Origin of the sequence: Pseudomonas sp. B3G-3 (assembly GCF_028640915.1) — a bacterium.
In the GTDB taxonomy this organism is placed as follows: domain Bacteria; phylum Pseudomonadota; class Gammaproteobacteria; order Pseudomonadales; family Pseudomonadaceae; genus Aquipseudomonas; species Aquipseudomonas chlororaphis_I.
Genome location: NZ_JAQZAB010000087.1, coordinates 1 through 23,299, shown reverse-complemented (window position 1 = coordinate 23,299; position 23,299 = coordinate 1). Strand labels below are relative to the sequence as shown.

The following is a 23,299-nucleotide window of genomic DNA, read 5'->3' as shown; positions in this document are numbered from 1 at the left end:
AGTGAAGCGCCTCTCACTTCACCGCTGACGCATCTTGCTGCTTCTGCGAGCCAGCCATTTACGCCACCAGATATAGATCCCGGTGACGGACAACACCGCAATCACCAACCCCAACACCGCAATCAGCACCTGCCCGGTAAAACCGATGATCCGGCCACCATGGATCGGCAGTTGCAGCCGATAAAAGCGTTCGCCCAAGGTGCCTTGCCCAGCGATCTCCTGCCCCAGCAGGCGGCCATCCGTGCCATGAAAGAACAACCACGACTTACCATGGGCCTCGGTATCGTGCTGGCCGAAACCGGCGCCATAAAAGTTGTATTCGAAGCTGTAATACAGCTCGCCGATCGCCGCCGTCAGGCCCAGCCGTTTGCCTTCTTCCTGGGCCCGTTCATAAGCCTGTTGATAGGTGAGTCGGGTGACTCCCAACTGATCGCTGGGCATACGCCCACGGGCTTCATAGACGCTCGGTTCGATCGGCGAGAGCAGGGATACCACCGGCTTGAACACCTGGCTCGGCAGGTTCATCGCCACGCTGCTGATGGCGATCGGCAGCAGCAGTAACCACAGCCATAACCCGCCCGCCCGATGCAGATCCATGTTGAGACGATAGGCGTGCCCGCCCTTGATCTTCCAGGCGGTCGACCACTTCTTCCAGAACGGCCGGCCACGGGGGAGGGTGAGGAACAGGGCAATGAAGCAATCGACGACCCAGAAGATCGCCACCAGCCCCATCAACACCAGTCCCCAATTACCCGGCAGCGTCAGGTTGTAGTGGAACTCGAGAATGAAGGGGATGAGGTTCTCCCGTTGAAAACAGCAGGCACCCCAGAACCGCTTGCCGGTCTGCTCGCCACTGACCGGGTCCAGATAGAACACCTGGTTGGGTTCGTTGAACGGTTTGTCTGTGGCCGGATCGTTACGCGGTACTGCGGCGAGCAGCGCGGTATGCCCGGGCTCGTTGGGGTACTCCATGTACCAGACCTGCAAGCGTGGATGCTGCGCCTGCACCTGGTCGACCAGGGTTCCAGGCGGCAATGCCTGACCCTCGGCAGGGGCCTCGTAGAACCCCGGGTTGAGCCACTCGTCCAGCTCGTGATTGAAGGCCAGCAGGCTGCCGGTCAGCCCCGCCAACAGCAGAAACACCGCGGTGGCCAGGCCGATATAACGATGCAGTAGAACCAGAATTGCGCGCATGGAATTTTCCCATAGAGACGACAAAGCCAGCGCGTGCGCTGGCTTCGGGGGAACGACAAATAATTAGAACTGGTAGCTGACCGTGGCCGCGACGTTCCGCTCCTCGCCCATGTAGCAGAAGCTCAGGCTGGCACAGGAAGCGATGTAGGATTCGTTGGTCAGGTTGTTGACATTGAGCCGGACATCCACGCCCTTCAGGCCGACCTTGCCCAGGTCGTAGCCGATGGAGGCATCGAACAACGTGTAGGACGGCACCTTCATGGTGTTCTCCGCATCCGCCCAGCTGTAGCCCACATACCGCACACCGCCACCCAGGCGCAGGCCGTCGAGCGACCCGCTGTCGAACCTGTAGTCAGCCCACAGCGAAGCCATGTGCCGCGGCGCCTGGGTCGGCGAGTTGCCCTTGTTCTCGATGATGTCGGTGGCGGTGCTCAGGGTGCTGATCATCGACTTCGAGTACTCGATATCGGTGAAGGTGTAGCTGCCGAGCAGCTTGAGGTTGTCGTTCAACTGCAGGTGCGCTTCCAGTTCCAGGCCCTGGGAGCGCACGGCGCCGACCGCGCGATAGAAGTTTTCCTGGGGCAGCTTGGTGGCCAGGTTTTCCTGGTCGATGCGGAACAGGGACGCGGTGTACAGGTCATCCGTGCCCGGTGGCTGGTACTTCAGGCCCAGTTCCCATTGGGTGCCATCGGTAGGCGCCAGCGGGTTGCCGGCGCTGTCTGCGTAGGAGTTGGGGTTGAAGGACTCGGAGTAGCTGATGTAAGGCGCCAGCCCGTTATCGAACAGGTACAGCGCCCCGGCGCGGCCCGTCAGCTTGGTGCGCTTGTCATTGATCTCGGTGCCCACCGGGCGCGAGGCTTCGGCCAGGCGGTTCTCGTCCGAAGTCTCCACCCAGTCCTGGCGCAGGCCCAGGGAGAAGCGCCACTGGTCCATCTCGATCAGGTCTTGCAGGTAGACGCCAGTCTGCTCGAGGCGACGCAGATAGCTGAGCGGGTCGTAGTAAGTGATGGCCGAGTTGCCATAGACCGGATCGAACGCATTGATCGGCGCCACCGAGCCGCTGGTCCAGTCCACCACCGTCTTGCGCCGTTGGTAATCCGCGCCCATCAGCACCGTGTGCTTGGTCGCGCCAGTGAGAAATTCGGCCTGCAGCATATTGTCGACGATGAACGCATGCAGCTTCTCGTCGCCACCGGTGTAGTAGCGGTTCAGCTCGTTGCTGGTCGGGGTGGTCCAGCCGTAGCCGTAGACCTGGTCCAGCTTCACCTTGGAGTCGAGGTAGCGGAAGTTCTGCCGCGCGGTGAAGACATCGTTGAAGCGATGTTCGAACTGATAACCGAATGACTGCTGATCGCGCTCATAACGATCGATGCCCGGTTCGCCTTCGAAGAAATTCTCGGAAATCCGCTGGCCGTTGCGCTGGTGCAGCGCGCCGTCGGCCGGCATGCCGCTGTGGTAGCCGCCATCCGGATCGTGTTGCAGGTACGCCTGCAGGGTCAGCGAGGTGTCATCGGTGAAGTCGATGCTCAGGGTCGGTGCCAGGGCGTAGCGTTTTTCCTTGTTGTGGTCGAACTGGGTGTCGGAGCGGTCCGCCAGCCCGGTCAGGCGATAGGCGATGCGCTTGTCGTCGTCCACCGGGCCGCTGAAGTCGAAGCCCATGCCGCGCTGGCCCTGGGTGCCGACCGTGGCCTGGATCTGATGGTAGGGCTCGAACAGCGGTTTCTTGCTGGTCAGCGCCACCAGGCCGCCGGGGGAACTGCGGCCATACAGCACCGATGAAGGTCCCTTGAGGATGTCCACCCGCTCCAGGAAGTACGGGTCGACCTGCATGGTGCTGTAGGTGCCGCTGTCGCCCATGGACTTGAGGCCGTCGAGGTAGATGTTGTCCACCGAGCCGTCGTTGAAGCCGCGCATGGCCACGTAGTCGTACCTGTGGGTCGCGCCGTAGGGATTGGTCAGCACGCCGGGGGTGTAGCGCATGGTCTGGGAAACGGTTTGCGAGCCCTGGTCGTCCATTTGTTCGCGGGTCACCACTGACACGCTTTGCGAGGTTTCCAGCAGCGCGGTACTGGTCTTGGTGGCGATCTGGCTGTGGGTGGCGTTGTAGCCTTCCATGCTGCCCAAGGCATTGCCCAGGGCGAAACCCTTGATGTCGGTGGTCGGCAGCGCCAGGGCGCCGGTCTCGGGCAATGCCCGCAGCACATAGCTGCTGCCGTCCTGGCTCAGCGCTTCCAGGCCGGAGCCGTTGAGCAACTGGCCCAGGGCCTGGTCGGTGGAGTACTCGCCCTTCAGGCCGGCGGACTGACGGCCCTGGAGCTGCGCCGGGGTCATCGACAGGGTGATGCCGGCCTCGCGGGCGAAGCGGTTGAGTACGTCGCTCAGGGCCCCGCCAGGAATGTTGTAGCTGTGGCTGAGGCTGGCCGCGCCCGTCTCGGCCGCCTGGGCCAGGCAAGGCAAGGCGGCGACGCCCAGCGCCGAGGAAAGCAGGGCCACGCGTACGGCATGGCGCAGGCCGAGGGCGGGCCGTGCAGAAGAGAAGTGGTGCAAGTGCACAATCATGGAAGGGTTCCGTTGAGTCGCTGAAGGCAGATGGAAGTGCTTACTGTCTAAGCCGGACTCACGGGAAAAAGCCGCCAAAAAAATTTCAACGAGTTGCAGCGCCTCAGGCCAGGCGCTCCAGGGTGACCCACCAACGGGTGCGATAACGCAGGCGCACGGGCAGGGTTTGCGGGAGGATCGCCAGCAGTTTGTCGGTGTCCTCCAGGCGGAACACGCCGGACAGGCGCAGGTCGCCAATCTCGTCGGCACAGCCCAGGTAACCGTGGCGATAACGCCCGACCTCGTGGATGAAGTCCGCCAGCCGCATGTTGCGGGTGACGATCAGGCCATCGGCCCAGGCGCCCACGTCCATGTCCAGCGGCGGCACCGGCAGTGCCTGGGAGCCACTGACCCGATAGCTTTGTCCGGCCTGTACCCGGGCCGAGATGCCATCGGCGGTGTGTGGCGAGTGAATGGCGACGCTGCCGGCGGTGACGCTCAGGCGCGTGCAGCCGCCTTCCATGCGCACCACGAAACTGGCGTCGAACCCTTCGAACAGGCCCTGGCGAGTCCGTACCAGAAGCGGCCTGGAAGGGCTCGCCTGCGGGTCTGGCCCGCAGGTCAGCATGATTTCCCCGCGGCTGAGTCGGATCAGCCGCTGCTGGGCATTGAAGTCCATGTCGGCGGCGCTGTCGGTGTTGAGTTCCAGGCGCGAGCCGTCCGGCAACTGGAAGCCGCGGCGTTCGCCGGTGGCGGTGGCGAAGTCGGCGTTCCATTGCTGCCAGGCCAGTTGCTCCTTGCCCAGCCACGTGGCGCAGCCCACCAGCATGACGCCGCCGAGCAGCTTCAGGGCCTGGCGCCGGCCGAGGCGCTGGGCGCTGTTTTCCAGGGTATCGAAGGCCACCTGGGCACCGGGCACCGCCCGCAGGTTGCTGTGCAGTTCCTGCTGCAACGACTGCACCCGCTGCCAGGCCAGCTCGTGCTCATGATGGGCCGCGCGCCAGGTATCGCATTGCTGCAACAGCCGGGGATTACCGGCGTTGTTGCGCAGGCGCAGCATCCAGTTGATGGCCTGCTTGACCACCAGGTGCCTGGGGTCCACGGGCCGGCGCAGATTGATCGAAGGGTTATCCACAGCGCTCACGCCTCATAGCGCAGCAGGTAGCAGTGGAACAGCGCGTCGGCCACGTAACGCTCCACCGAACGCAGGGACAGCCCCATCTGTTCGGCGATCTGCTTGTGGGGCAGGCCTTCGCACTGGGCCAGCAGGAATGCCTTGCGCACCTTCGGCTTCAGGCCTTCGAGCATGCGCGCGATGCTTTCCAGCAGCTCCAGCACCAGGGCGCGGGCTTCCTCGCTGGGGGCTTCGGCTTCTGGCAGATGGGCGATGGTTTCCAGGTAGGCGCGTTCGATTTCCTCGCGGCGCCAGTGGTCGATCACCAGGCCGCGGGCGATGGTCCGCAGAAAGGCGCGCGGGGCCTTGAGTTCGAGGCGTTCGGTGCGCTGCAACAGGCGCACGAACGTGTCCTGCGCCAGGTCGGCCGCATCGGCGGCGTTGCCCAGCCGGCTGCGCAACCATGTGTTGAGCCAGCCATGGTGATGGCTGTAAAGCGCCTGTACCGCGAACTCAGGTGATGACATGGATGCGACTGCCTGGGTGTCACAAATGATAATTAGTCGCATTGTCATCAAGGGTTTCGGATTTTGCAACAGCCGCAGGGCGCCCGGCTACGGAAAAGTCCGATGCGACCGCTCTAGCCTGCCGTTCAGCGGGTTTTTTGCAGATAACACGTACATTTCTGACAAATCGCTAAGATTTATCCGACTCGTGCCGACAGACAGTGAGACCCATGCGTGCACCAAAGTAGAGCGGTCGTAGAACGCCGCCTGCGCTGTTACATGGAAAGTTGCATCCCGTACGCATCCCCACTTTCGGCATAAGAAGTCCCATGACATGAATCTCAAGTTCAGCCATAAAATCCTTTTGGCCGCCTCCGGTGTAGTGGTTCTGGCATTCGCGTTGTTCACTTTGTACAACGACTATCTGCAGCGAAACACCATTCGCCAGAACCTCGAATCGTCGATCCAGCAGGCGGGTGACCTCACTTCCAGCAGCGTCCAGAACTGGATGAGCGGACGCATCCTGGTGCTCGAGAACCTCTCGCAGAACGTCGCCCACCAGGGCGCCAACGCTGACTTCCCGGGGCTGGTGGACCAGCCGGCGTTCACCACGAACTTCCAGTTCACCTACGTGGGCCAGGCCAACGGTGTGTTCACCCAGCGGCCTGACGCGAAGATGCCCGATGGCTACGACCCGCGTCAGCGTCCCTGGTACAAGCAGGCCGTGGCGGCCGACAAGACCATGCTGACCCCGCCCTACATGGCGGCCGTTGGCGGTCTGGTGGTGACCATCGCCATGCCGGTGAAAAAGGACGGCCAGCTGCTGGGCGTGGTGGGGGGCGACCTGAGCCTGGAAACCCTGGTGAAGATCATCAACTCGGTGGACTTCGGCGGCCTGGGCCATGCCTTCCTGGTCAGCGCGGACGGGCAGGTGATCGTCAGCCCGGACAAAGACCAGGTGATGAAGAACCTCAAGGATATCTACCCGGGCGACAACGTACACATCCAGAAGGGCACCCAGGAGGTGCAGCTCAAAGGCCAGGAACGCATCCTGTCGTTCACCCCGGTGACCGGCCTGCCGAATGCCGAGTGGTACATCGGCCTGTCCATCGACCGTGACAAGGCTTTCGCCCCGCTGAGCAAGTTCCGCACCTCGGCGCTGCTGGCGATGTTCATCGCCGTGGCCGCGATTGCCGTGCTGCTCAGCCTGCTGATCCAGGTGCTGATGCGTCCGCTGACCACCATGGGCCGTGCGATGCAGGACATCGCCCAGGGCGAGGGCGACCTGACCCGTCGCCTGGTGGTGGAGAGCAAGGACGAATTCGGCGTACTGGGCGGTTCGTTCAACCAGTTCGTGGAGCGTATTCACGCATCGATTTCCGAAGTGTCCTCGGCCACCCGCCAGGTGCACGACCTGTCCCAGCGCGTGATGGCGTCGTCCAACGCCTCGATCATCGGCTCCGACGAACAAAGCGCGCGCACCAACAGCGTGGCCGCGGCGATCAACCAGCTGGGCGCCGCCACCCAGGAAATCGCCCGCAACGCCGCCGATGCCTCGCAGCACGCCAGCGGCGCCAGCGAGCAGGCCGACGATGGCCGCCAGGTGGTGGAGCAAACCATCCTGGCCATGACCGAGCTGTCGCAGAAGATCAGCCTGTCCTGCACCCAGATCGAAACCCTGAACGCCAGCACCGACAACATCGGCCACATCCTCGATGTGATCAAAGGCATCTCCCAGCAGACCAACCTGCTGGCGCTCAACGCGGCCATCGAAGCGGCGCGCGCCGGTGAGGCCGGTCGCGGTTTCGCGGTGGTGGCCGACGAGGTCCGCAACCTGGCCCATCGCACCCAGGAATCGGCCGAGGAGATCCACAAGATGATCACCTCGCTGCAGATCGGCTCCCGCGAAGCGGTATCGACCATGAACGCCAGCCAGGCGTCCAGCGAAGAGAGCGTTGAAGTGGCCAACCAGGCCGGTGCGCGGCTGGTCAGCGTGACCCAGCGCATCACCGAGATCGACGGCATGAACCAGTCGGTGGCCGCCGCCACCGAAGAGCAGACCGCTGTGGTGGAAACCCTCAACGTCGACATCAGCCAGATCAACCTGCTGAACCAGCAGGGCGTGGCCAACCTCAACGAAACCCTGAAGGATTGCGACGCCCTGTCGCTGCAGGCCAACCGCCTGAAGCAACTGGTGGATAGCTTCAAGATCTGATCGGCGAGCGACATAAAAAACGCGATGCGGTCTACCTGACCGCATCGCGTTTGGTTTTTTCGCGAGCAAGCTCGCTCCTACAGAAAGCCACGATCCCTCTGTAGGAGCGAGCTTGCTCGCGATAGCGCCCGCACCCGCGCAGGCGTTTCAGCGCCTTACTTGAACATCCTCCGCACATTCCCCATTGCCTCATCGGCAAACCCCTGCAGGAACTTCTGGAAGGCCGCGACCTCGGCACCGCCTTCGGCCGGGTCGGCGACGATGCGCCAGGTGGCGCGCGCCCGTTCGCCGGGCAGGGCCTCGACGCTCATGGCCGCCCACAGGTTGCCGATGCCCAGGGTGTCGTAGATCAGGCTCCAGGTCATGTACAGCGCCTGGTCGTCCCGTGAGTTGAGTTGTTCGATGACGATGTTGCCGTCGTGGAAGAACTTCTTGCGCACCGAGCGCACGCCCTCGCCGGTCATCTCGATGTGCGACAGCGCGGGAATGAAGGCCGGGAAGCCGGCGAAGTTGCCGACGATGGCCCAGACGCTTCGGGCATCGGCGCCGATGTCCACGGTGGACAGGACCTCGCAGGCGTTCGGGTTCTTGATCAGGGTGTCGGGTTGCAGGTTTTTCATGCTGTTCTCCAGCGTGGGTGGGTTCAGATAAAGCGGATGTCTTTCAGGTACTGGCAGCCCTTGCGCAGCAGCGCCGGGTCCTTGGCCGGGTAGTCGGCGCCCATGCGTCGCACCCCGGCCTCGGCGTTGGCGTGGCCGATCAGCGAGATGTCGCCGATGTCTTCCTCGAAGCCATTGAGGTAGAAGCCGAGGACGCCGAACAGCGCGTTGTCGCGGTCGACCCGGCCCAGCTGGCGCTGCCAGTCGGCGACGCTGACCATGCGGAACTCGCGCCCGGCCTCGCGGAACGAGGCGACATAGGCCTCCCAGCTCAAAGGCTGCGGGTTGTGCAGGTTGAACACCGCGTGGGCCGGCTGATAACGGCTGGCGTGGAAGGCGATGAAGCGGGCGAGGAAGTCCACCGGCATCAGGTCGAAGTTCATCGCCAGCTGCGGCACCTGGCCCAGTTGCAGCGAGCCCTTGAGCATCAGCATCAGGCGGTTCCGGTGGGGCTGGCAGACCCCGGTCTGGCTGTTGAAACTGATGTTGCCCGGGCGATAGAGATTGACCCACACCCCCTGTTCGCGAGCCCGTTGCAGGATCCGCTCGCCGACCCACTTGGACAGGTTGTAGCCGTTGCGGATGTAGATCGGCGGGGTGGCCGCGGGCGGCTGTTCCAGCACCCGGCCCTGGGCGTCGACGCTGCTGGAGGCGGACAGGGTCGAGACGAAGTTGAAGACCTTCTTGCTGCGCCCTTCGCACAGGCGCAGGCACTCGAACAACGGCTCGACGTTGTCGCGTGCCAGCGCCGGGTAATCCAGCACGTGATTGACGTTGGCGGCGTTGTGCACCAGCGCGCCGTACTCGCGGTCGATGCGTTCGTACACCTCTGCCGTCAGCCCCAGCCGTGGCTGGCTGATGTCGGCGGCATGCACCCGCACCCGGCTCAGGTCCAGACGCTCCAGGCGGTTGTCGCGCAGGGCCTGGGCGAAACGTTCGGCGGCCGATTGCGTAGGCGTTTCCCGCACCAGGCACGCCACCTCGCTGGCGCCCCATTCCAGCAGCGCCTCGACTATGTGCACGCCGAGAAAGCTGTTGGCGCCGGTGACCAGCACCTTGTGCACGTCGCCCAGCTGGCTGATGGGCAGCACTTGCAGGTCGAGTTCGGCATGGGCATCGGCGAACACCTGGTCGAGGGCCGCGTCCGGGCCGTCGTCGGCGGCGCCGTCGATCAGGGTCGCCAGGTTGCTCAGGGTCGGCGCCTCGATAAAGCGGTTGATCGACAGGCCGCGGCCGAACTGTTCGCGAATCGCCAGCAGCAGGCGCGACAGCAGGATCGAGTGGCCGCCGAGGTTGAAGAAGCTGTCGTCGGTGCCGATGTCCTCGGCCGGCAGTTCCAGCAGCTCGGCCCACAGCTGCAGCAGGCGCTGTTCGTTGGCGTTTTGCGGCAGGCGTCGCTGGCGGTTGCGGCCCGGGGTACGCGGCAGGGCCAGCAGGGCGCGGCGGTCGACCTTGCCGTTGGCGGTGTAGGGCATGCTCGGCAGTTCGATGTAGGCGCTGGGCCGCATGTAGTCCGGCAAGCGCTGGCGTACCTGTTCGCGCAGGGTTTGCAGCGCGTCGTCGGCATTTGGCTGGGCCAGGTAGGCGAGGATCCGCCGCTGCTCGTCGATCACCACCGCCACCTGACGAAACAGCTGGCCGTCGCGCAGGCAGTGTTCGATCTCTTCCGGCTCGACCCGAAACCCGCGGATCTTCACCTGATTGTCCCGCCGCCCGCAGATCTCGATGCCGTTGTCGGTCCACTGGCCGATGTCCCCGGTGCGATAGACCCGCAGTCGGCGCCCGTCCGGCAGGTCCAGGGCCAGGTAGCGTTCGGCGCTCAGCGCCGGGTTGTTCAGGTAGCCGAGGCCGACCCCCGGCCCGGCCAGGTACAGCTCGCCGGGGGTGCGCTCGGGCACTGGTTGCAGCTGTTCGTCGAGGATCAGCACCTGGCTGTTGGCGATGGGCAGGCCGAGGTTGCGCGGGTTGTCGCCGACCCGCAGGCGGCGGGTGGTGGCCAGCACCGTGGTTTCCGTCGGGCCGTAGATGTTGTGCAGCGCGCACTGGCCGGCCAGGCGCTGGATGACGAAGGGTTCGCAGACGTCGCCGCCGGTCACCAGATGCTCCAGGCCCAGCGGCTGCTCCAGGGGCAGGATGCTCAGCAGCGCGGGCGGCAGGAAGGCATGGCTGACCCGCTGGCGCTGGAGCAGGGCCAGCAGTTGCTGTGGGTCGCGCCGCTGGTCCTGATCGGGGACCACCAACAGCGCGCCACAGAGGAAGGTGGGCAGGATATCCAGCAGCGAGGCGTCGAAGTTGATGGTGGAGAACTGCAGCACCCGACTGTTTTGCTCCAGCTCGACATGGCCGATGTACCAGGCGCAGAAGTGGCTGAGATTGCCCTGGCTGAGCAACACGCCCTTGGGCTGGCCGGTGGTGCCCGAGGTGTAGATCGCCACGCAGGGCGCCTCTGGCGGTGGTGCCTGGCGTAGCAACGGGAGAGCGTCCTCGGCATCGTCATGCAGCAGGGTGCGTACATCGAGTTGCGCCAGGTCGAGGTCGCCCAGGTCTTCGCAGCCGTCGTGCAGCAGCAGGACCGCACCGGCATTATCGAGAATGTAGCGCCGCCGTTGCGCCGGGTGCTCCGGGTCCAGCGGCAGGTACACCGCGCCACAGCCGAGGGTGGCGAGAATGGCGGCATACAGCACCGCCGACTTGGGCAGGCACAGGCCGATCACCGGCGGTTGGCCGGGGTTGGCGGGCAGGTGTCGGAGCATCTGCCGCTGCAGGTTACGGCTCAGGCGATGCAGGGCCTGGTAGCTGTAGTCGATGCCCTGGATGTTCAAGGCCGGGCGCTGGGCGAAGGCCAGCAGGCTCTGGTCGATGCGCTGGGCGATCGGCACCTGCATCTCCCGCAGCAAGGCCGGTGCCGGCTGCTGGTTGTGCCGGTGCTCGAAGGCCAGCGAGTCCAGGCGCTCCAGGCCCAGCAGCGGTTCGCTGGGCTCATCCAGGGTAGCGAGCTGGTGGAAAAACGCCGCGCCGCGGGAAAAGCCGCTGACCAGCCGCGCGGTGCTGGCCACCAGCCTGGCGATAGCACCGCTGCGCAGGGCCTGGCCATTGCCGCTGGCTTCCTCCGGCAAGGTCGCCTGCTCGATCAGCCGGGAGTCGTGGCGGTGGAACAGGCGCACCTGTGGCAGCCCGCAAGCCGCTTGGGCGATCAGGGCGATGCGCAGTTCCAGGCGCGCGGTGTCCGCCGCGAGGATGGGTGAAGCACCCAGGCTGCCATCGTCGATCAGCAGATGGGGCCGCAGCCCTTCGGCGTTGGCGATCGCTTGCGGCGAGTCCAGCCACCGCACCAGATGGCCGTGGCGCTCCAGCTCCATGGCCAGTTCGTTCAGGGCCTGACTGCGGCCCGTCAATACAATGTCGAGGCGTCTCATGCTCGGGTCCCTCCGTTAGGGCAGGTAGTCGGCCAGTGCGTCCTGGACGCAGGCCGAATCCAGCATCGAACTGCTGCGGAAGAAGCGCAGGATGTTGGCGATCAGGGGGTGATGGCGGTTGATCGGGTAGGCCAGGGCCGCCGCCTCCTCGCGTAGCGCCTGCTTGATCGGGGCGGCGACGGGCAGTTGCTCGATCAGCCGCACGTCGAAGTCCTTCTGGATGTCGTTGGTCAGGTACTGGGCGATGAACACCGGCAGCACCCGGGCGATCTCCGCGCGGTCGGCGTCGCTGGCGCCGTGCCAATAGATGCGCACCAGGCGCGACCAGAACCCCGAGTGCCGGCCTTCGTCTAGCAGGTGGTCGGCCATCAGGCCCTTGATCGACGGCTTGACCGTGTCGTCCTTGGCGAAAGCGGCGACATCGTTGGTCACGGTGTTCTCGGCGATGGCCACGCAGATCAATTCCACCGCGTCACGCAGGTGTTCGGGTGCCCGCTGCAGGGCCGCGGGGATGGCCCGGCTGAGTTCGATTTCCCGGGGCAGCTCGATGGGTTCGATGCCGCTCATGGCGATGGTCTGCTGCATGAAGTCCATCGCCACCAGTGCGTGGTAGTCCTCGTCCACCACCACGGTCATGGCGTCGTAGCGACAGGCGAAGGGAAAGGCGATGGCGAAGCGATTCTTGGCGATATTGCGGGCGGTCTTGTCCACCAGCTCAGTCTCGAAGATCACCACGTCGTTGATGAATTTGTAGAGGCTTTGCACCAGCACGAAATCCCGCAGGTGGGCGCAGTGCTCGAGGAAGCCCTGGCTGTGCACCAGCGGCTGGCGGCTCAGGGGGTAGATCAGCTTGTCGTCGTCCTCGAGCATGCGCCGCGGGCGGGTACGGATGGTCGCGCGCTCTTCCCAGGTGTCGGCGAAGGACTGGTAGTCGAGGGCGTTCATGCGCTCACCCCGATCGGCGATTCGGCCATGCTCAGGCGCAGCCCGTCCCACAGGGCGATGCGGCTGTCCACCGCGGCGATGGCCGCGGCGTACACCTCCTGCTGGCGTTGCGGGTCGCCAGCCACCAGCCGCTCTAGCAGCTGTTCCGCGGCCGGGCCGTGGTCGTCGGAATCGACCTCGATATGGCGTTGCAGGTAGTAGCGAAAGGTCGGCGCCTGCTCGATACCGATGCCCCAGTCGTCGAGGATGCGCTGGAACATCTGCGGGATAACGCTTTCCCGGCCATGGAGAAAGGCCGCCGCCACGCAATGGGCCGGCGCCTGCAGGGCGGTGTGCACGGTCTGGCGGACAAAGGCGCTGGCGGCCGGATCGGCGTCGACGCTTTGCAGGGCGGTGTCGAAACTCACGCCTTCCTGTTGCAGCGCGACGAAGCGTTCCACCACCCGGGTGGCGGCACCGACCTCGCGCATGGCATCCAGGTACAGCTCGAAATGGCTGTAATGGCCTTGCCCGGGGCGATCGTCGGACTCTTCGCCGAGCACGATCTCGTTGATCAGCCGCGCGGCGCGGGGGTCCTGCGGTGGTAGCCAGGGCAGACGTACGCAGGTCAGTTCCTGTTGCAGGCGCTTGGTCAGCGACATGAAGTCCCATACGGCAAAAACATGGGTCTGCATAAAGCGTTGAAGAACGGCAAGTGTGTTGATTTCGGTAAAAATGGGATGGGCGCCGAGTGTGGCTTTCCTGGCGTCGAGAAGTTCTTTGCTGGCGTTCATTTAGGCTACCTGTCTGAGATGTTCAAGTGTGTTTTGTTGGCCGATTAGTTGCGGCTCGTATAGGTGTTTTAACCAGTGCTTATTTGTTGCGGGCGAGCAGGGGCCTCAAACCTGAGTTGATAATCTGGAAAGTTTTATAGTGCTGGCCGGCCTATCCGTTAAAGAGCCGCTGTCTTGGCTTTATAGGTTTTCAAGAGCCAATAAAACCAAGGCTTGCCAGGTGTTCATAACCGAGTGGGTCGACGTTTTTTAAACCTCGACGGAGAAAAAGCTAATACAGGGGAAAGTATCGAGCAAGTTGTTTTTATAATACTTTTCTAACGTGTATTTTTATCGCGCGACAAGTTGCTGCAAAACTTCTTGTTCAAGTTTTGTTGAGATGAAGTTGCCCCTTCCGGCTTATATAAGTCAGAATTTTTAACGCTGAGTGAATGCCTCACTCGAAGCAAACTTCGAAGCGCTGAATTGAAGTCGTTGAATATCTGGGAGAAGGCATGCGGGAGCCGATCCCGGTCATGCCCTCCAGTCGCTGGGCTCCTTGCGTGGGTCTGCAGATCGACGTGTGCGGACAAGCCTGCGTGCCGCTCACGTCCCTTTTTCAGTCGGCGACAGCAAGAGTGGGCCCAAATCGACGGCTGAGCCATCGTCGGCGGGCCAGTGAGGGCAGGAGCGGAGGAAGACGGCGGATTATTCGCCGAGCAGGCCCAGGTGGATGTTGATGATCTGCAGCAGACGCTGGCGCTGGGACTTGATGAAGAAGTGATTGCCGGCCACCTCGATCAGCTCGAACTCACGGTGGGTGAACTCTCGCCAGTTGGCCATGTTGCTGGCGGGGGCCAGCGGGTCCTCGCTGCCATAGAAGGCGGTGAGGGGAATGTCGAGGTTGCCGCTCGACAGATCGCGCCAGGATTCGAACAGCTTCAGGTCGGCGCGCAGCAGCGTCTCGTACTGGTTCCGGCTGGCCTGGTCGCGGGGCATTTCGATCGGCGCGGCGCCCAGCGACAGCATGGCTTCCTGGAAGGGCGCCGTGGGCAGCACGTGCAGCAACGGCCGGGGCGATGGGTAGTCGGGGCTGCGGCAGGCGGAAATGAACAGGTGGCGGGTCTGGCCGGGATAGTGCGCCTGGGCATGCTTGGCGGTTTCGTAGGCCAGCATCCCGCCCAGGCCATGGCCGAACAGGGCGTGGGGCTTGGCCAGCAGTGGGCGCAGGGCGGAGAAGGTATCGGCCAGCAGCCGCGGCCAGTCGTCGAGCGGGGTTTCGGCCTGGCGGCTGCCGTGGCCGGGCAGCCGTACCAGCACCAGTTCGATGTGCCCGGCCAGCCCCGTGGACCAGTTGCGCAGCTGTTCCGGGTCCGCGCCGGTCTGCGGAAAGCAGATCAGCCGGGTTTTCGCCGGCTCGCCGGAGTTGAGCACCATCAGCCATTTGTCATTGCGCGCGTGCACTGCTTTTCCTTAAGCCGGTGTGCCGGTCATTGAGTGTTGCAGGGGGGCCGCGTCATGCCGCCGTTACCGCTGTCAGCTTTCGGCGGACCGTTCGAGGTAGTCGCGAATGGTCTTCGCGGCCTTTTCCAGATGGCCCCGCAGCACCTCCACCGCCCGCTCGATGTCCTTGGCCTCGGCGGCGTCTGTCATGGCGTTGTGGTCGTCCTGGGTCAGCTTGCCCAGGCCCATGGAGGATAGATGGAAGCGCAGGAAGCGTTCTTCCTCGTTCAATTCGAGTTCGATCAGGCGCAGCAGCTTCTGGTTCGGCGCCCGGTGGTACAGCGACATGTGGAACAGGCGATTGAGCCGGCCGATTTCGGCGTGGTCGGTCTCGCTTTCCAGCTGCGCGATGTAGCTGCGGGCCTGGGCGATGTCCTCGGCGTCGAGCAGCGGGATCGACAGGCGCAGCGCCTCCAGTTCCAGCAGCAGGCGCAGGCCGTAGGTTTCCACCGCGTCATAGCCGATCAGTTCGGCGACCACCGCGCCTTTGTGCGGCACCACGTGCAACAGCGATTGCGCTTCGAGCTGGCGCAAGGCCTCGCGCACCGGCATGCGGCTGACGCCGAAGAGGTCGGCCAGGTCCTGCTGGCGCAGCGCCGTGCCGCTGGGCAGGCGGCCGTCGAGAATCGCCGCGCGCAGGGTTTCCTCGATCACCGAGCGCGCGAGGTGGGCGGGGATCGGCCCGCTGACTGCGATCTTGCTCAAGGGTCTCGGTTTTTCTGTCACGTTAACGCTATCCTGTTTTCTATGGGATTTGGATCCAATGGACGCTAGATAGCGCCCTGCAGCTTGTCAAACCAGCCGCCTGAGCCCTGTCATGAATGTTGCCGGCGCTGATTCTCGGGGCAGCCCTCCTGCCGCTCAAGCACTGGCCGATAAACGAACAGGTGCCTGCTTTCAGCTTAGCGTCTCCAGAGGGGCTGTGATTGTAAGGTGCCATTGTCTTTTGGCGGACCAGCCTGCACCATCCTTCGACCCACGACAGCTCCCATGGACTCTTCGCATTGGCGGCACGTTTAGCTCTTTCTCGGACCCTGCGCTGGCTGTTTTCGGCGCTGCTGCTGGCCGGCATGTTGCTGGGCGGCCTGCAGGCCGATTGGGATTTTTCCCAGATCAGCCGCCGCGCCACGGCGCTGTACGGGCCGCTGGGCGAAGGGCAGAAGCGCATCGATGCCTGGCAGCAGCTGCTGGCGACCCAGAACCAGGCCAGCGAGATGGAACAGCTCAAGGTGGTCAACCTGTTCTTCAACAAGAACATGCGCTACGTGGAAGACATCGACCTGTGGCATCAGGTGGATTATTGGGAAACCCCGGTCGAGGCCCTGTGGAAGGGCGCCGGCGATTGCGAGGACTATGCGATCGCCAAGTATTTCAGCCTGCGTCACCTCGGCGTTTCCAGTGACAAGCTGCGCATCACCTACGTCAAGGCCTTGCGCCAGAATCGCGCGCACATGGTGTTGACCTACTATTCAACCCCGGAAGCCATGCCGTTGGTCCTCGACAGCCTGATCGACGCCATCCAGCCGGCCAGCCAGCGTACCGACCTGCTGCCGGTGTACTCCTTCAATGCCGAGGGCCTGTGGCTGCCCGGCAAGGGCAGCAAGAAAGTCGGTGACACCAAGCGCCTGTCCCGGTGGCAGGACGTGTTGAAGAAAATGCAGGCCGAAGGTTTTCCGGTCGAGACGACTCACTAGGAGCACGAGCTCAGATGTCTTTGTTCAAACAACTGTTGATCGCAATCTGTCTGTTCCTGGTGGTCGCCTTCAGCGGCAGCTTCATGGTCAGCCTGGAAAGTTCGCGCACCCAGTACGTCAACCAGCTGCGCTCCCATGCCCAGGACGCGGCCACGGCGCTGGCCTTGTCCCTGACCCCGAACATCGACGACCCGGCGATGGTCGAGCTGCTGGTCAGCTCGATTTTCGACAGCGGCTATTACTCGAGCATCCGCGTGGTCAACCAGGTCACCGAAGAGGTCATGGTCGAGCGCAGCGGCACACCCGAGGTCAGCAACGTGCCGGACTGGTTCGTCAAGCTGATCGGCCTGGAGCCGGCCGGCGGCGACGCTCTGGTCAGCCGTGGCTGGCAACAGGCGGCGCGGGTCGAGGTGGTCAGCCACCCGATGTTCGCCGTCGCCAAGCTCTGGCAAAGCGCCCTGGGCAGTCTCGGCTGGCTGCTGCTGTGCGGGGCCGTGAGCGCGGTGCTGGGGGCCTTGCTGCTGCGGCGCCAGCTCAAGCCACTGGATTACATGGTGCAGCAATCCCACGCCATTGCCCGCCGCGAATTCCTCAGCCTGCCCGAGCTGCCGCGTACGCCAGAACTGCGCCGCGTGGTGCAGGCGATGAACCAGATGGTCGAGAAGCTCAAGGCGTTGTTCCAGGAGCAGGCCGAGCGCAGCGAAAAGCTGCGGGTCGAGTCCTACCAGGACAACCTGACCGGCCTGGCCAACCGTCGTTATTTCGAGATGCAGCTCAACGCCCGGGTGAGCAACCCGGAGCAGGCCAGTTCCGGCTACCTGCTGTTGCTGCGGGTCAAGGACCTGGCCGGCCTGAACCAGCGCCTGGGCGGACAGCGCACCGACCAGCTGTTGCAGGCGGTGGGCGAACAATTGCAGCGTGAGTGCGCGCGCTACCCGGAAACCCACAACCTGGTGACCCGCATCCGCGGCGGCGAATTTGCCGTGCTGGCGCCGGGGCTGGTACGCGAGGAGGCCCTGCAGCTGGCGCAGAACCTGGAAAATGCCTTGGCCAGCCTGCATGCCACTGGCGCCACCGATGTGGCGTCCGTGGCCTCCATCGGCCTGGCGCCCTTCGTTCATGGCGACTCGCCGCAGGCGGTGCTGAGCCTGGGCGACCAGGCCCTGGCCCAGGCCGAAGCCCAGGGCGATACGAGCTGGGCCTGCCTGGAGCATGGCGCGGCGGCCAGCGTCGGCGACGACCATCACGCCTGGCACACCCTGCTGGACGGGGCCTTGAGCCAGCAGCGGTTCGAGCTGTACTTCCAACCGGTGGTCGCGACCCGCGATACCGCGCTGGTGCTGCACTACAAGGTGCTGTCGCGCTTGCTCGACGAGCAGGGCCAGACCATCGCCGCCGGGCGCTTCCTGCCGTGGCTGGAGCGTTTTGGCTGGACCTCGCGCCTGGACCTGCTGATGCTCGAACAGGTACTCAAGCAAATGACCGCGCATCAGGACTCGCTGGCGCTGAACCTGTCGGCCGCAACCCTGGCCGATCCGCAGGCCTTGAACAAGGTGTTCGAGATCCTGCGCCAGCACTCCAGCCTGGGGCCGCGCCTGACCCTGGAGATCGGCGAAGAGCAGTTGCCTGAACAGGCGCTGCTGGAACAGCTGACCCGGCGCCTGCGCGAGCTGGGCTTCTCCCTGAGCCTGCAGCGTTTCGGCGGGCGCTTCAGCATGATCGGCAACCTGGCGCGCCTGGGCCTGGCCTACCTGAAGATCGACGGCAGCTACATCCGCGACATCGACCGGGAAAGCGACAAGCGCCTGTTTATCGAAGCCATCCAGCGCGCCGCCCACAGCATCGACCTGCCGCTGATTGCCGAGCGCGTGGAGACCGAAGGGGAATTGCAGGTGATTCGCGAGATGGGCCTGTACGGCGTCCAGGGCCGCCTGTTCGGCGAGCCTGCACCCTGGCGCTGAGGCGCTGCACGAAGAGCGCCGGCCAGCCGCCGGCGACGGATCAGATCAGGCCGGTTTCGTCGTCGTTGATCAGATGGCTCAGGCCGCCCAGCGCTTCACGCGCCTGGGTCCGGTCCATCAGCTTGGCCTGGGCCGCCGGTGGCAGGTCGGTAACGCGGATCACACCCTTGCTGGTCAGCACCTGAATCAAGTCGTCGAGTACCCGGATCATTTCCAGGTCGCTCTGCTTGAGTTGTTTCAGGCTGACTTCCACCACCTCGTTGGCGAACCACTGCTGGATCTCACTGTGGTCGGCCGGCAGTGTTTCCGTGGCCTCGGCGTAAGGCGTGGCCTCCACGCGAACCAGCTGGCCCTGTGCATCGCGTTGCACGTAGAACATGGGGAATCCCTCTAGATATGGTCCGGCATCATGCTGTCAGCAGCATAGGCCAACGGCGCGCTTTGGTCGCGAGTATGCGACGTGGCGGCAAAATCGTCACGGTGGGAAGAACCGGCCACCCAGGGCGGGTGGCCGGTCGACCGTGGATCAGCTGTTGTTGTGATCGATCTTGATGGTCGGGTCGCTACCGGCGATCAGCGAGTTGATGTTGGTGTTGGACCAGTTGTTGCCCTCCAGCTTGATCGTCACGTCCGCGTTGGCGATGCCGCCCGCCGCGTTGAGCTTGCCTTCGGAACTGACCTGCAGGGTCGAGGTACCGTCCACCGTGGTGATCTTCAGGAAGTTATCGATGGTGCTGGCGCTCTCGCCCTGCAACAGGTCCCGCAGGTCGATACGGTCGCCTTCGCTGGCCTTGAAGTCCTTGATCACATCGTTGCCGGTATCGCCAGCCTTCCAGACGAAGGTGTCGGCACCCGAGCCGCCGATCAGGATGTCATTGCCCGCGCCACCGATCAGCGTGTCGTTGCCGGTACCGCCCAGCAGGATGTCGTTGCCCTTGCCGCCGTCGAGCAGGTCGTTGCCGCCCTGGCCGAAGATGATGTCGTTGCCGGCGCCGCCCAGCAGCGTGTCATTGCCGTCATGGGCACCGGAGACATCGAACTCGGTGTAGTGCTCGGTGATGTACTGGTGCACGTTGCTGGTGGTGACGCTGCTCGCGGCCACGCCGGTCTTCTGTGCCACGAAGGCCTGCATGGCCTGGTAGCCCTCGCCGGCGATGCCATTGAAGCTCACCAGGTCGCCGAACAGGATGTCGTTGCCGTTGCCGCCATTGACCGTGTCGGCGCCCGGCATGGTCGCTTCGGTATGACCGAGAATCGCGTTGGCCAGGTTCGACGGGTCGATGTTGGTCTGCGGGGTGCTGTCGGTGTCGTACGGCTTCAGGTCGTTGAGGCTGACGTCGTTGTTCAGGCCGATCGCTTCCACCTGCGACAGGTTGCTCAGCAGGGCGAAGCCGCTGTTGGAGTTGTTGATGGTGGCGCTGTCGGTGTAGGAACCCGGTCCGGTCTGGTAGGACAGCTCGTAGGTGCCGTCGCCCTGGGCGTGCAGGGTGCCCAGGTTGGAGGCAGACCAACTATTCCACCAGCTGTTATAGGTTTGCAGCGTGACGGCGCCATCACTGTTGATTTGCAGTACATGGGTGCTGTCCAGTTGCTTGGAGAAAGTGTCCCCCAGTTTGTAGTTGGACGTGGTGACGACGTCGTCGAGCTTCGCCCCTCCCCAGTACAGCGTCGGGTTGGTCTGCTCGCCGGCCTGGTAGAACGTCGGTTTGCCGTCGGTAATGAAGTACGTCAGGTTGGTGGCGTTGGTATTGCTGGTGGCCGCGCTGCTCTGGAAGAAGTTGGCCGTGGTCTTGAACACGTCCTCGTAGTTGGTGCCGCCGCCGGACGCCATGGAGTCCAGGACCGACTTGAGCAGGGTCAGGGCGTTCGGATCGTTGAGGTTCACCGAGATCTGCTTGTTGACCTGGGTATCGAAGTCCGCCAGGAAGATGTTCACGGTGCCCGAGGTGCTGCTGCCCAGGCTGTTCTTCAGGGTGTTGAACACCGTAGTCAGCGAGTTCTTGGCGGCGGTGAGCGAGGCATCGCTCATGCTGCCCGAGCTGTCGACCATGAACGCGATGTTGTAGTTCTTGCCCTGCACCACGTTCAGGCCGGCGACGTCGGCGACCATGATGTCGTTGCCCTCGGTGCCGACGAAGTTGTCATCGCCCGCCGTGGCGACGCTGGCGCTGTAGGTCGCCGGGTACACCGTGACCGGGATCTGCGCCGTGCTGCTGGCCGAACCGCCCAGGGACTCGGTGGAGGTCGAGGTTACGGTCAGGTTGAACGAGCCGTTGTAGTGCGACGGCGGGGTGATCGTCAGCGTACCCAGGTTCCAGCCGGTGACATTGACCTCGCCGACGCTGGCGCTGGCGGTGAAGGTATGGCCGGCGCCATCGCTGAGCACCGAACCTGCCGGAATACCGCCGATCTTCACGCTCAGGCTTTCCGAGCCGTCGGTATCGGTCAGGGCGGTGGTGATCTTCGACAGCTTGACGCTGCCACCCTCGGCACCTTCGTTGAGCTTGTAGCCGTCGTAGTAGCCCTCGCCGTTGCTGCCGTGCAGCTCGGAAAGGGTGACGCCGGCATTGTTCAGCGCGGTTTCGCTCGGGTAGATCGGGATGTTGGCGTTGCTCAGGTCGACCGGCGTGCTGCCATTAACCGAGAGGTTGACGTCATAGCTGCCCGGACCGCTCTGGTTGGCGTGGTAGATGTCCAGGGTGTAGTAGCCGCTGGTGGTCGGGGTGAACGAACCGCTGATGCTGCCGCCGGCCCCCCAGGTCGCGGTGGCCACGTTCTTGCCGCCGATGGTGATCAGCAGGCTGTCGTCGCCGACACCGCTGAAGCTGTAGGTCTTGCCGGCTTCCAGGTAGATCAGGCCGGAGGTTTTCGAGCCGCTGCCGCCGGTCACGCTGGCGTCGGACTGGGCGTTGGTCACCACCGAACTGCTGGTCGGGTTGCCGGACCTGTCGAAGACCGCTTTGAGCGTGTCGCCGGTGATGCCGTTGCCGTTGGTGCCCAGGCCGTTGAGGCTGCTCCAGGACTCCTTGAGCAGGCCGATGGAGTTCACGCTGTTGCTCGCCACGCCCAGGGTCGGCGCATCGGCCACCGGGGTGATGTCGATCTTCACGGTACCGGTGTTGCCCAGGGCCTGGCCGTCGGTTGGCTGGAACTTGATCTGCGCGTAGTCGGCCTGCTGGTTGCCCACGCCGCTACCGTTGTAGCCGTCGACACCCGATTCGTTGGCATCCGGGGTGAAGCGCAGCTTGCCGGCGTCGATATCGGCCTTGCTGAAGGTCTGGTTGGTGGCCACGTCCTTCCAGGTCGAGCCGTCGAGGTACTGCAGCTTGCCGTCGCCCGGCAGCTGGGTGATTTTCACCCCGAGGCTGGCCGCGGGGCTGTCGACGTCGCTGACGCCGAAGGTGGCCCAGGTCAGGGTCAGGGCGGTGTCTTCGGTGCCGGTCACGGCGCCGCCGGTGGCCACTGGCGCGTCGTTCACCGCCACCACGTTGACCGTGGTGGTAGCCGTGTTGGAGTAATTGCTGCCATCGGTCACGGTCACGGTGATGGTCCGCGGCGTGGTGCTCGGGTCCTCACTGCTGTTGGTGAAGGTGATGTTCTTGATCTGCTGCATGTAGTCAGCCAGCGTCGCATTGCCGGACAGGGTCAGGGTGATGGTGCCCGCCTGGCTGTTGGCATTGATGGTGATGCCGTTGACGCTGTTACCCAGGTTCAGCTCATCGCCCGGCTGACGGTTGGTCAGCACGATGGTGGCGCCGGTCAGCATCGTGCTGTCCGGGTCGGTGATGCTCAGGTCGGTGTCGGCGATCGACACGCCTGCGCCCGGGGTGTTTTCGGTGAAGGTCACCTTGTAGTCGGCCCCGGTGGCGCCGCTGGAGTTGTTGGCATCCAGGTCGAGGACCGGTGGCGCATCGTTGTCGATGATCGAGGTGGTGACGCTGCCGTTGGTGCCGCTGACCACCAGGTTCTCGAAGTTGCCGCCGGTGGCCGAGTCGATCTTGACCACGAAGTTTTCCGTGCCCTCGGTGATCTTGTCGTCGAGGGTGGCGACGTTGAAGCTGGCGCTGCTGGCGCCGGCCGGGATCTTCACGGTGTATACGCCGGTGAAGTCCGAGCCGTCGGCGGCGGTGCCGCTGTAGCTGATCTTCAGGGTGACCTCGGTTTGCGCCGGGCTGGTCAGGCTGACGGTGTAGGTTGCGGCCTGGCCTTCGGTGACCGAGGTGCTGCCGTTGATGCTCACGGTGGTGGTGTTGATGGTGTCGGTGACGCTGGTCACGGCCGGCGTGGTGCTTGGCACCAGGTTCTCGAAATTGCCGCCGGTGGTGCTGGCGATACTGGCGCTGACGTTGCCGGCGTCGATGTACACATCGTCGCTCGGCGCGGCCACGGTCACGCTGCCGGTGGTGGCGCCGGCCACGATATTGATCACCGCGCCGTTGCTCAGGGTCACGGTCATGGCCGTGCCGGCGGCGTTGGTCAGGGTCGCGGTGTAGACGATCGAACCGCCTTCGGCCACGGTGCTGGTGGCGCTGAGGGTCAGGTTGGTGGTGTCCGGGGTGTCGGTCACGGTGGTGTCGGCAGGCTTGCTGTCGACCGCCAGTTTTTCGTAGTTGCCGCCGGTGGCGTTGGTGATGGTGGTGCTCAGCGAGCTGCCGCCCGCTAGGGCATCGTTAGGCGCTACGAAGTTCACAGTACCGCTGCTGGCACCGACCGGAATGGTGATGGTCTGGCCGTTGGACAGGGTGACCACGACTGGTGAGCCGGTGACCGGAGCGGTGACCGATGCGGTGTAAACCACGGTA

Annotated in this window: 14 protein-coding genes and 2 pseudogenes; 4 read left to right on the top strand and 12 right to left on the bottom strand. The window is 64.2% G+C overall.

Annotated features, from left to right (window positions below; translation table 11 throughout):
- Positions 1–18 precede the first annotated feature (18 nt).
- The 4 genes from PVZ80_RS10340 to PVZ80_RS10325 all read right to left on the bottom strand — a co-directional run bounded on the left by PVZ80_RS10340 (position 19) and on the right by PVZ80_RS10325 (position 5,373).
- Positions 19–1,194 (bottom strand): PepSY-associated TM helix domain-containing protein, encoded by a 1,176-nt coding sequence (locus tag PVZ80_RS10340; RefSeq protein WP_110177035.1) that lies wholly within the window; start codon positions 1,192–1,194, stop codon positions 19–21.
- 63 nt (positions 1,195–1,257) lie between these two features.
- Positions 1,258–3,753 carry a TonB-dependent siderophore receptor gene (locus PVZ80_RS10335; protein WP_273863864.1) on the bottom strand — a complete coding sequence of 832 codons (2,496 nt, stop codon included), beginning with the start codon at positions 3,751–3,753 and terminating at the stop codon, positions 1,258–1,260.
- A gap of 103 nt (positions 3,754–3,856) precedes the next feature.
- Positions 3,857–4,867, bottom strand: coding sequence for a FecR domain-containing protein (locus tag PVZ80_RS10330; RefSeq protein WP_273863863.1), 1,011 nt, complete (start codon positions 4,865–4,867; stop codon positions 3,857–3,859).
- Between the two features lie 5 nt (positions 4,868–4,872).
- Positions 4,873–5,373: a sigma-70 family RNA polymerase sigma factor gene (locus PVZ80_RS10325; protein ID WP_081363073.1), complete on the bottom strand. Its 501-nt coding sequence runs from the start codon at positions 5,371–5,373 to the stop codon at positions 4,873–4,875.
- Between the two features lie 313 nt (positions 5,374–5,686).
- Between PVZ80_RS10325 and PVZ80_RS33945 the strand changes: the two are divergent.
- Positions 5,687–6,712 (top strand): annotated as a pseudogene (locus PVZ80_RS33945) (HAMP domain-containing protein); the annotation flags it as partial.
- A 69-nt stretch (positions 6,713–6,781) separates the two neighbouring features.
- Positions 6,782–7,567 (top strand): methyl-accepting chemotaxis protein, encoded by a 786-nt coding sequence (locus PVZ80_RS33940; protein WP_370686837.1) that lies wholly within the window; start codon positions 6,782–6,784, stop codon positions 7,565–7,567.
- A 155-nt stretch (positions 7,568–7,722) separates the two neighbouring features.
- Here PVZ80_RS33940 and PVZ80_RS10315 read toward each other — a convergent pair whose 3' ends face one another.
- The 6 genes from PVZ80_RS10315 to PVZ80_RS10290 form a co-directional block, all read right to left on the bottom strand.
- Positions 7,723–8,187, bottom strand: coding sequence for an SRPBCC family protein (locus PVZ80_RS10315; protein WP_273863862.1), 465 nt, complete (start codon positions 8,185–8,187; stop codon positions 7,723–7,725).
- Positions 8,188–8,210: 23 nt separating this feature from the next.
- Positions 8,211–11,642, bottom strand: a complete 3,432-nt coding sequence (locus PVZ80_RS10310) for a non-ribosomal peptide synthetase (RefSeq protein WP_273863861.1) — start codon at positions 11,640–11,642, stop codon at positions 8,211–8,213.
- A gap of 15 nt (positions 11,643–11,657) precedes the next feature.
- Positions 11,658–12,587 (bottom strand): diiron oxygenase, encoded by a 930-nt coding sequence (locus tag PVZ80_RS10305; RefSeq protein ID WP_009046317.1) that lies wholly within the window; start codon positions 12,585–12,587, stop codon positions 11,658–11,660.
- The gene (locus tag PVZ80_RS10300) at positions 12,584–13,360 is read right to left on the bottom strand and encodes a DUF3050 domain-containing protein (RefSeq protein ID WP_029527382.1); all 777 of its coding nucleotides are present in this window, start codon (positions 13,358–13,360) and stop codon (positions 12,584–12,586) included. Before PVZ80_RS10300 ends, PVZ80_RS10305 begins: the two co-directional genes overlap by 4 nt.
- A gap of 687 nt (positions 13,361–14,047) precedes the next feature.
- Positions 14,048–14,803, bottom strand: a complete 756-nt coding sequence (locus PVZ80_RS10295) for a thioesterase II family protein (RefSeq protein WP_273863860.1) — start codon at positions 14,801–14,803, stop codon at positions 14,048–14,050.
- A gap of 72 nt (positions 14,804–14,875) precedes the next feature.
- Complete coding sequence (locus PVZ80_RS10290) at positions 14,876–15,568, bottom strand: GntR family transcriptional regulator (RefSeq protein WP_009046320.1); 693 nt, start codon at positions 15,566–15,568, stop codon at positions 14,876–14,878.
- A gap of 278 nt (positions 15,569–15,846) precedes the next feature.
- Here PVZ80_RS10290 and lapG point away from each other — a divergent pair, with 278 nt between their 5' ends.
- Together lapG and lapD are read left to right on the top strand one after the other, a co-directional pair.
- Complete coding sequence (lapG, locus tag PVZ80_RS10285) at positions 15,847–16,536, top strand: cysteine protease LapG (protein WP_273863859.1); 690 nt, start codon at positions 15,847–15,849, stop codon at positions 16,534–16,536.
- A gap of 14 nt (positions 16,537–16,550) precedes the next feature.
- The gene (gene lapD / locus PVZ80_RS10280) at positions 16,551–18,497 is read left to right on the top strand and encodes a cyclic di-GMP receptor LapD (RefSeq protein ID WP_009046322.1); all 1,947 of its coding nucleotides are present in this window, start codon (positions 16,551–16,553) and stop codon (positions 18,495–18,497) included.
- A 40-nt stretch (positions 18,498–18,537) separates the two neighbouring features.
- Here the strand turns inward: lapD and PVZ80_RS10275 are convergent, their stop codons facing one another.
- A complete protein-coding gene (locus PVZ80_RS10275; RefSeq protein ID WP_009046323.1) occupies positions 18,538–18,876 on the bottom strand; it encodes a hypothetical protein in 339 nt (112 codons plus the stop codon).
- 147 nt (positions 18,877–19,023) lie between these two features.
- Positions 19,024–23,299: pseudogene (locus PVZ80_RS10270) on the bottom strand (LapA family giant adhesin); the annotation flags it as partial.

Coding starts and splice junctions, on each gene's coding strand:
- PVZ80_RS10340 (WP_110177035.1), bottom strand. CDS start 1,194: ATGCGCGCAATTCTGGTTCTACTGCATCGTTATATCGGCCTGGCCACC.
- PVZ80_RS10335 (WP_273863864.1), bottom strand. CDS start 3,753: ATGATTGTGCACTTGCACCACTTCTCTTCTGCACGGCCCGCCCTCGGC.
- PVZ80_RS10325 (WP_081363073.1), bottom strand. CDS start 5,373: ATGTCATCACCTGAGTTCGCGGTACAGGCGCTTTACAGCCATCACCAT.
- PVZ80_RS33940 (WP_370686837.1), top strand. CDS start 6,782: ATGGCGTCGTCCAACGCCTCGATCATCGGCTCCGACGAACAAAGCGCG.
- PVZ80_RS10315 (WP_273863862.1), bottom strand. CDS start 8,187: ATGAAAAACCTGCAACCCGACACCCTGATCAAGAACCCGAACGCCTGC.
- PVZ80_RS10310 (WP_273863861.1), bottom strand. CDS start 11,642: ATGAGACGCCTCGACATTGTATTGACGGGCCGCAGTCAGGCCCTGAAC.
- PVZ80_RS10305 (WP_009046317.1), bottom strand. CDS start 12,587: ATGAACGCCCTCGACTACCAGTCCTTCGCCGACACCTGGGAAGAGCGC.
- PVZ80_RS10300 (WP_029527382.1), bottom strand. CDS start 13,360: ATGAACGCCAGCAAAGAACTTCTCGACGCCAGGAAAGCCACACTCGGC.
- lapD (WP_009046322.1), top strand. CDS start 16,551: ATGTCTTTGTTCAAACAACTGTTGATCGCAATCTGTCTGTTCCTGGTG.
- PVZ80_RS10275 (WP_009046323.1), bottom strand. CDS start 18,876: ATGTTCTACGTGCAACGCGATGCACAGGGCCAGCTGGTTCGCGTGGAG.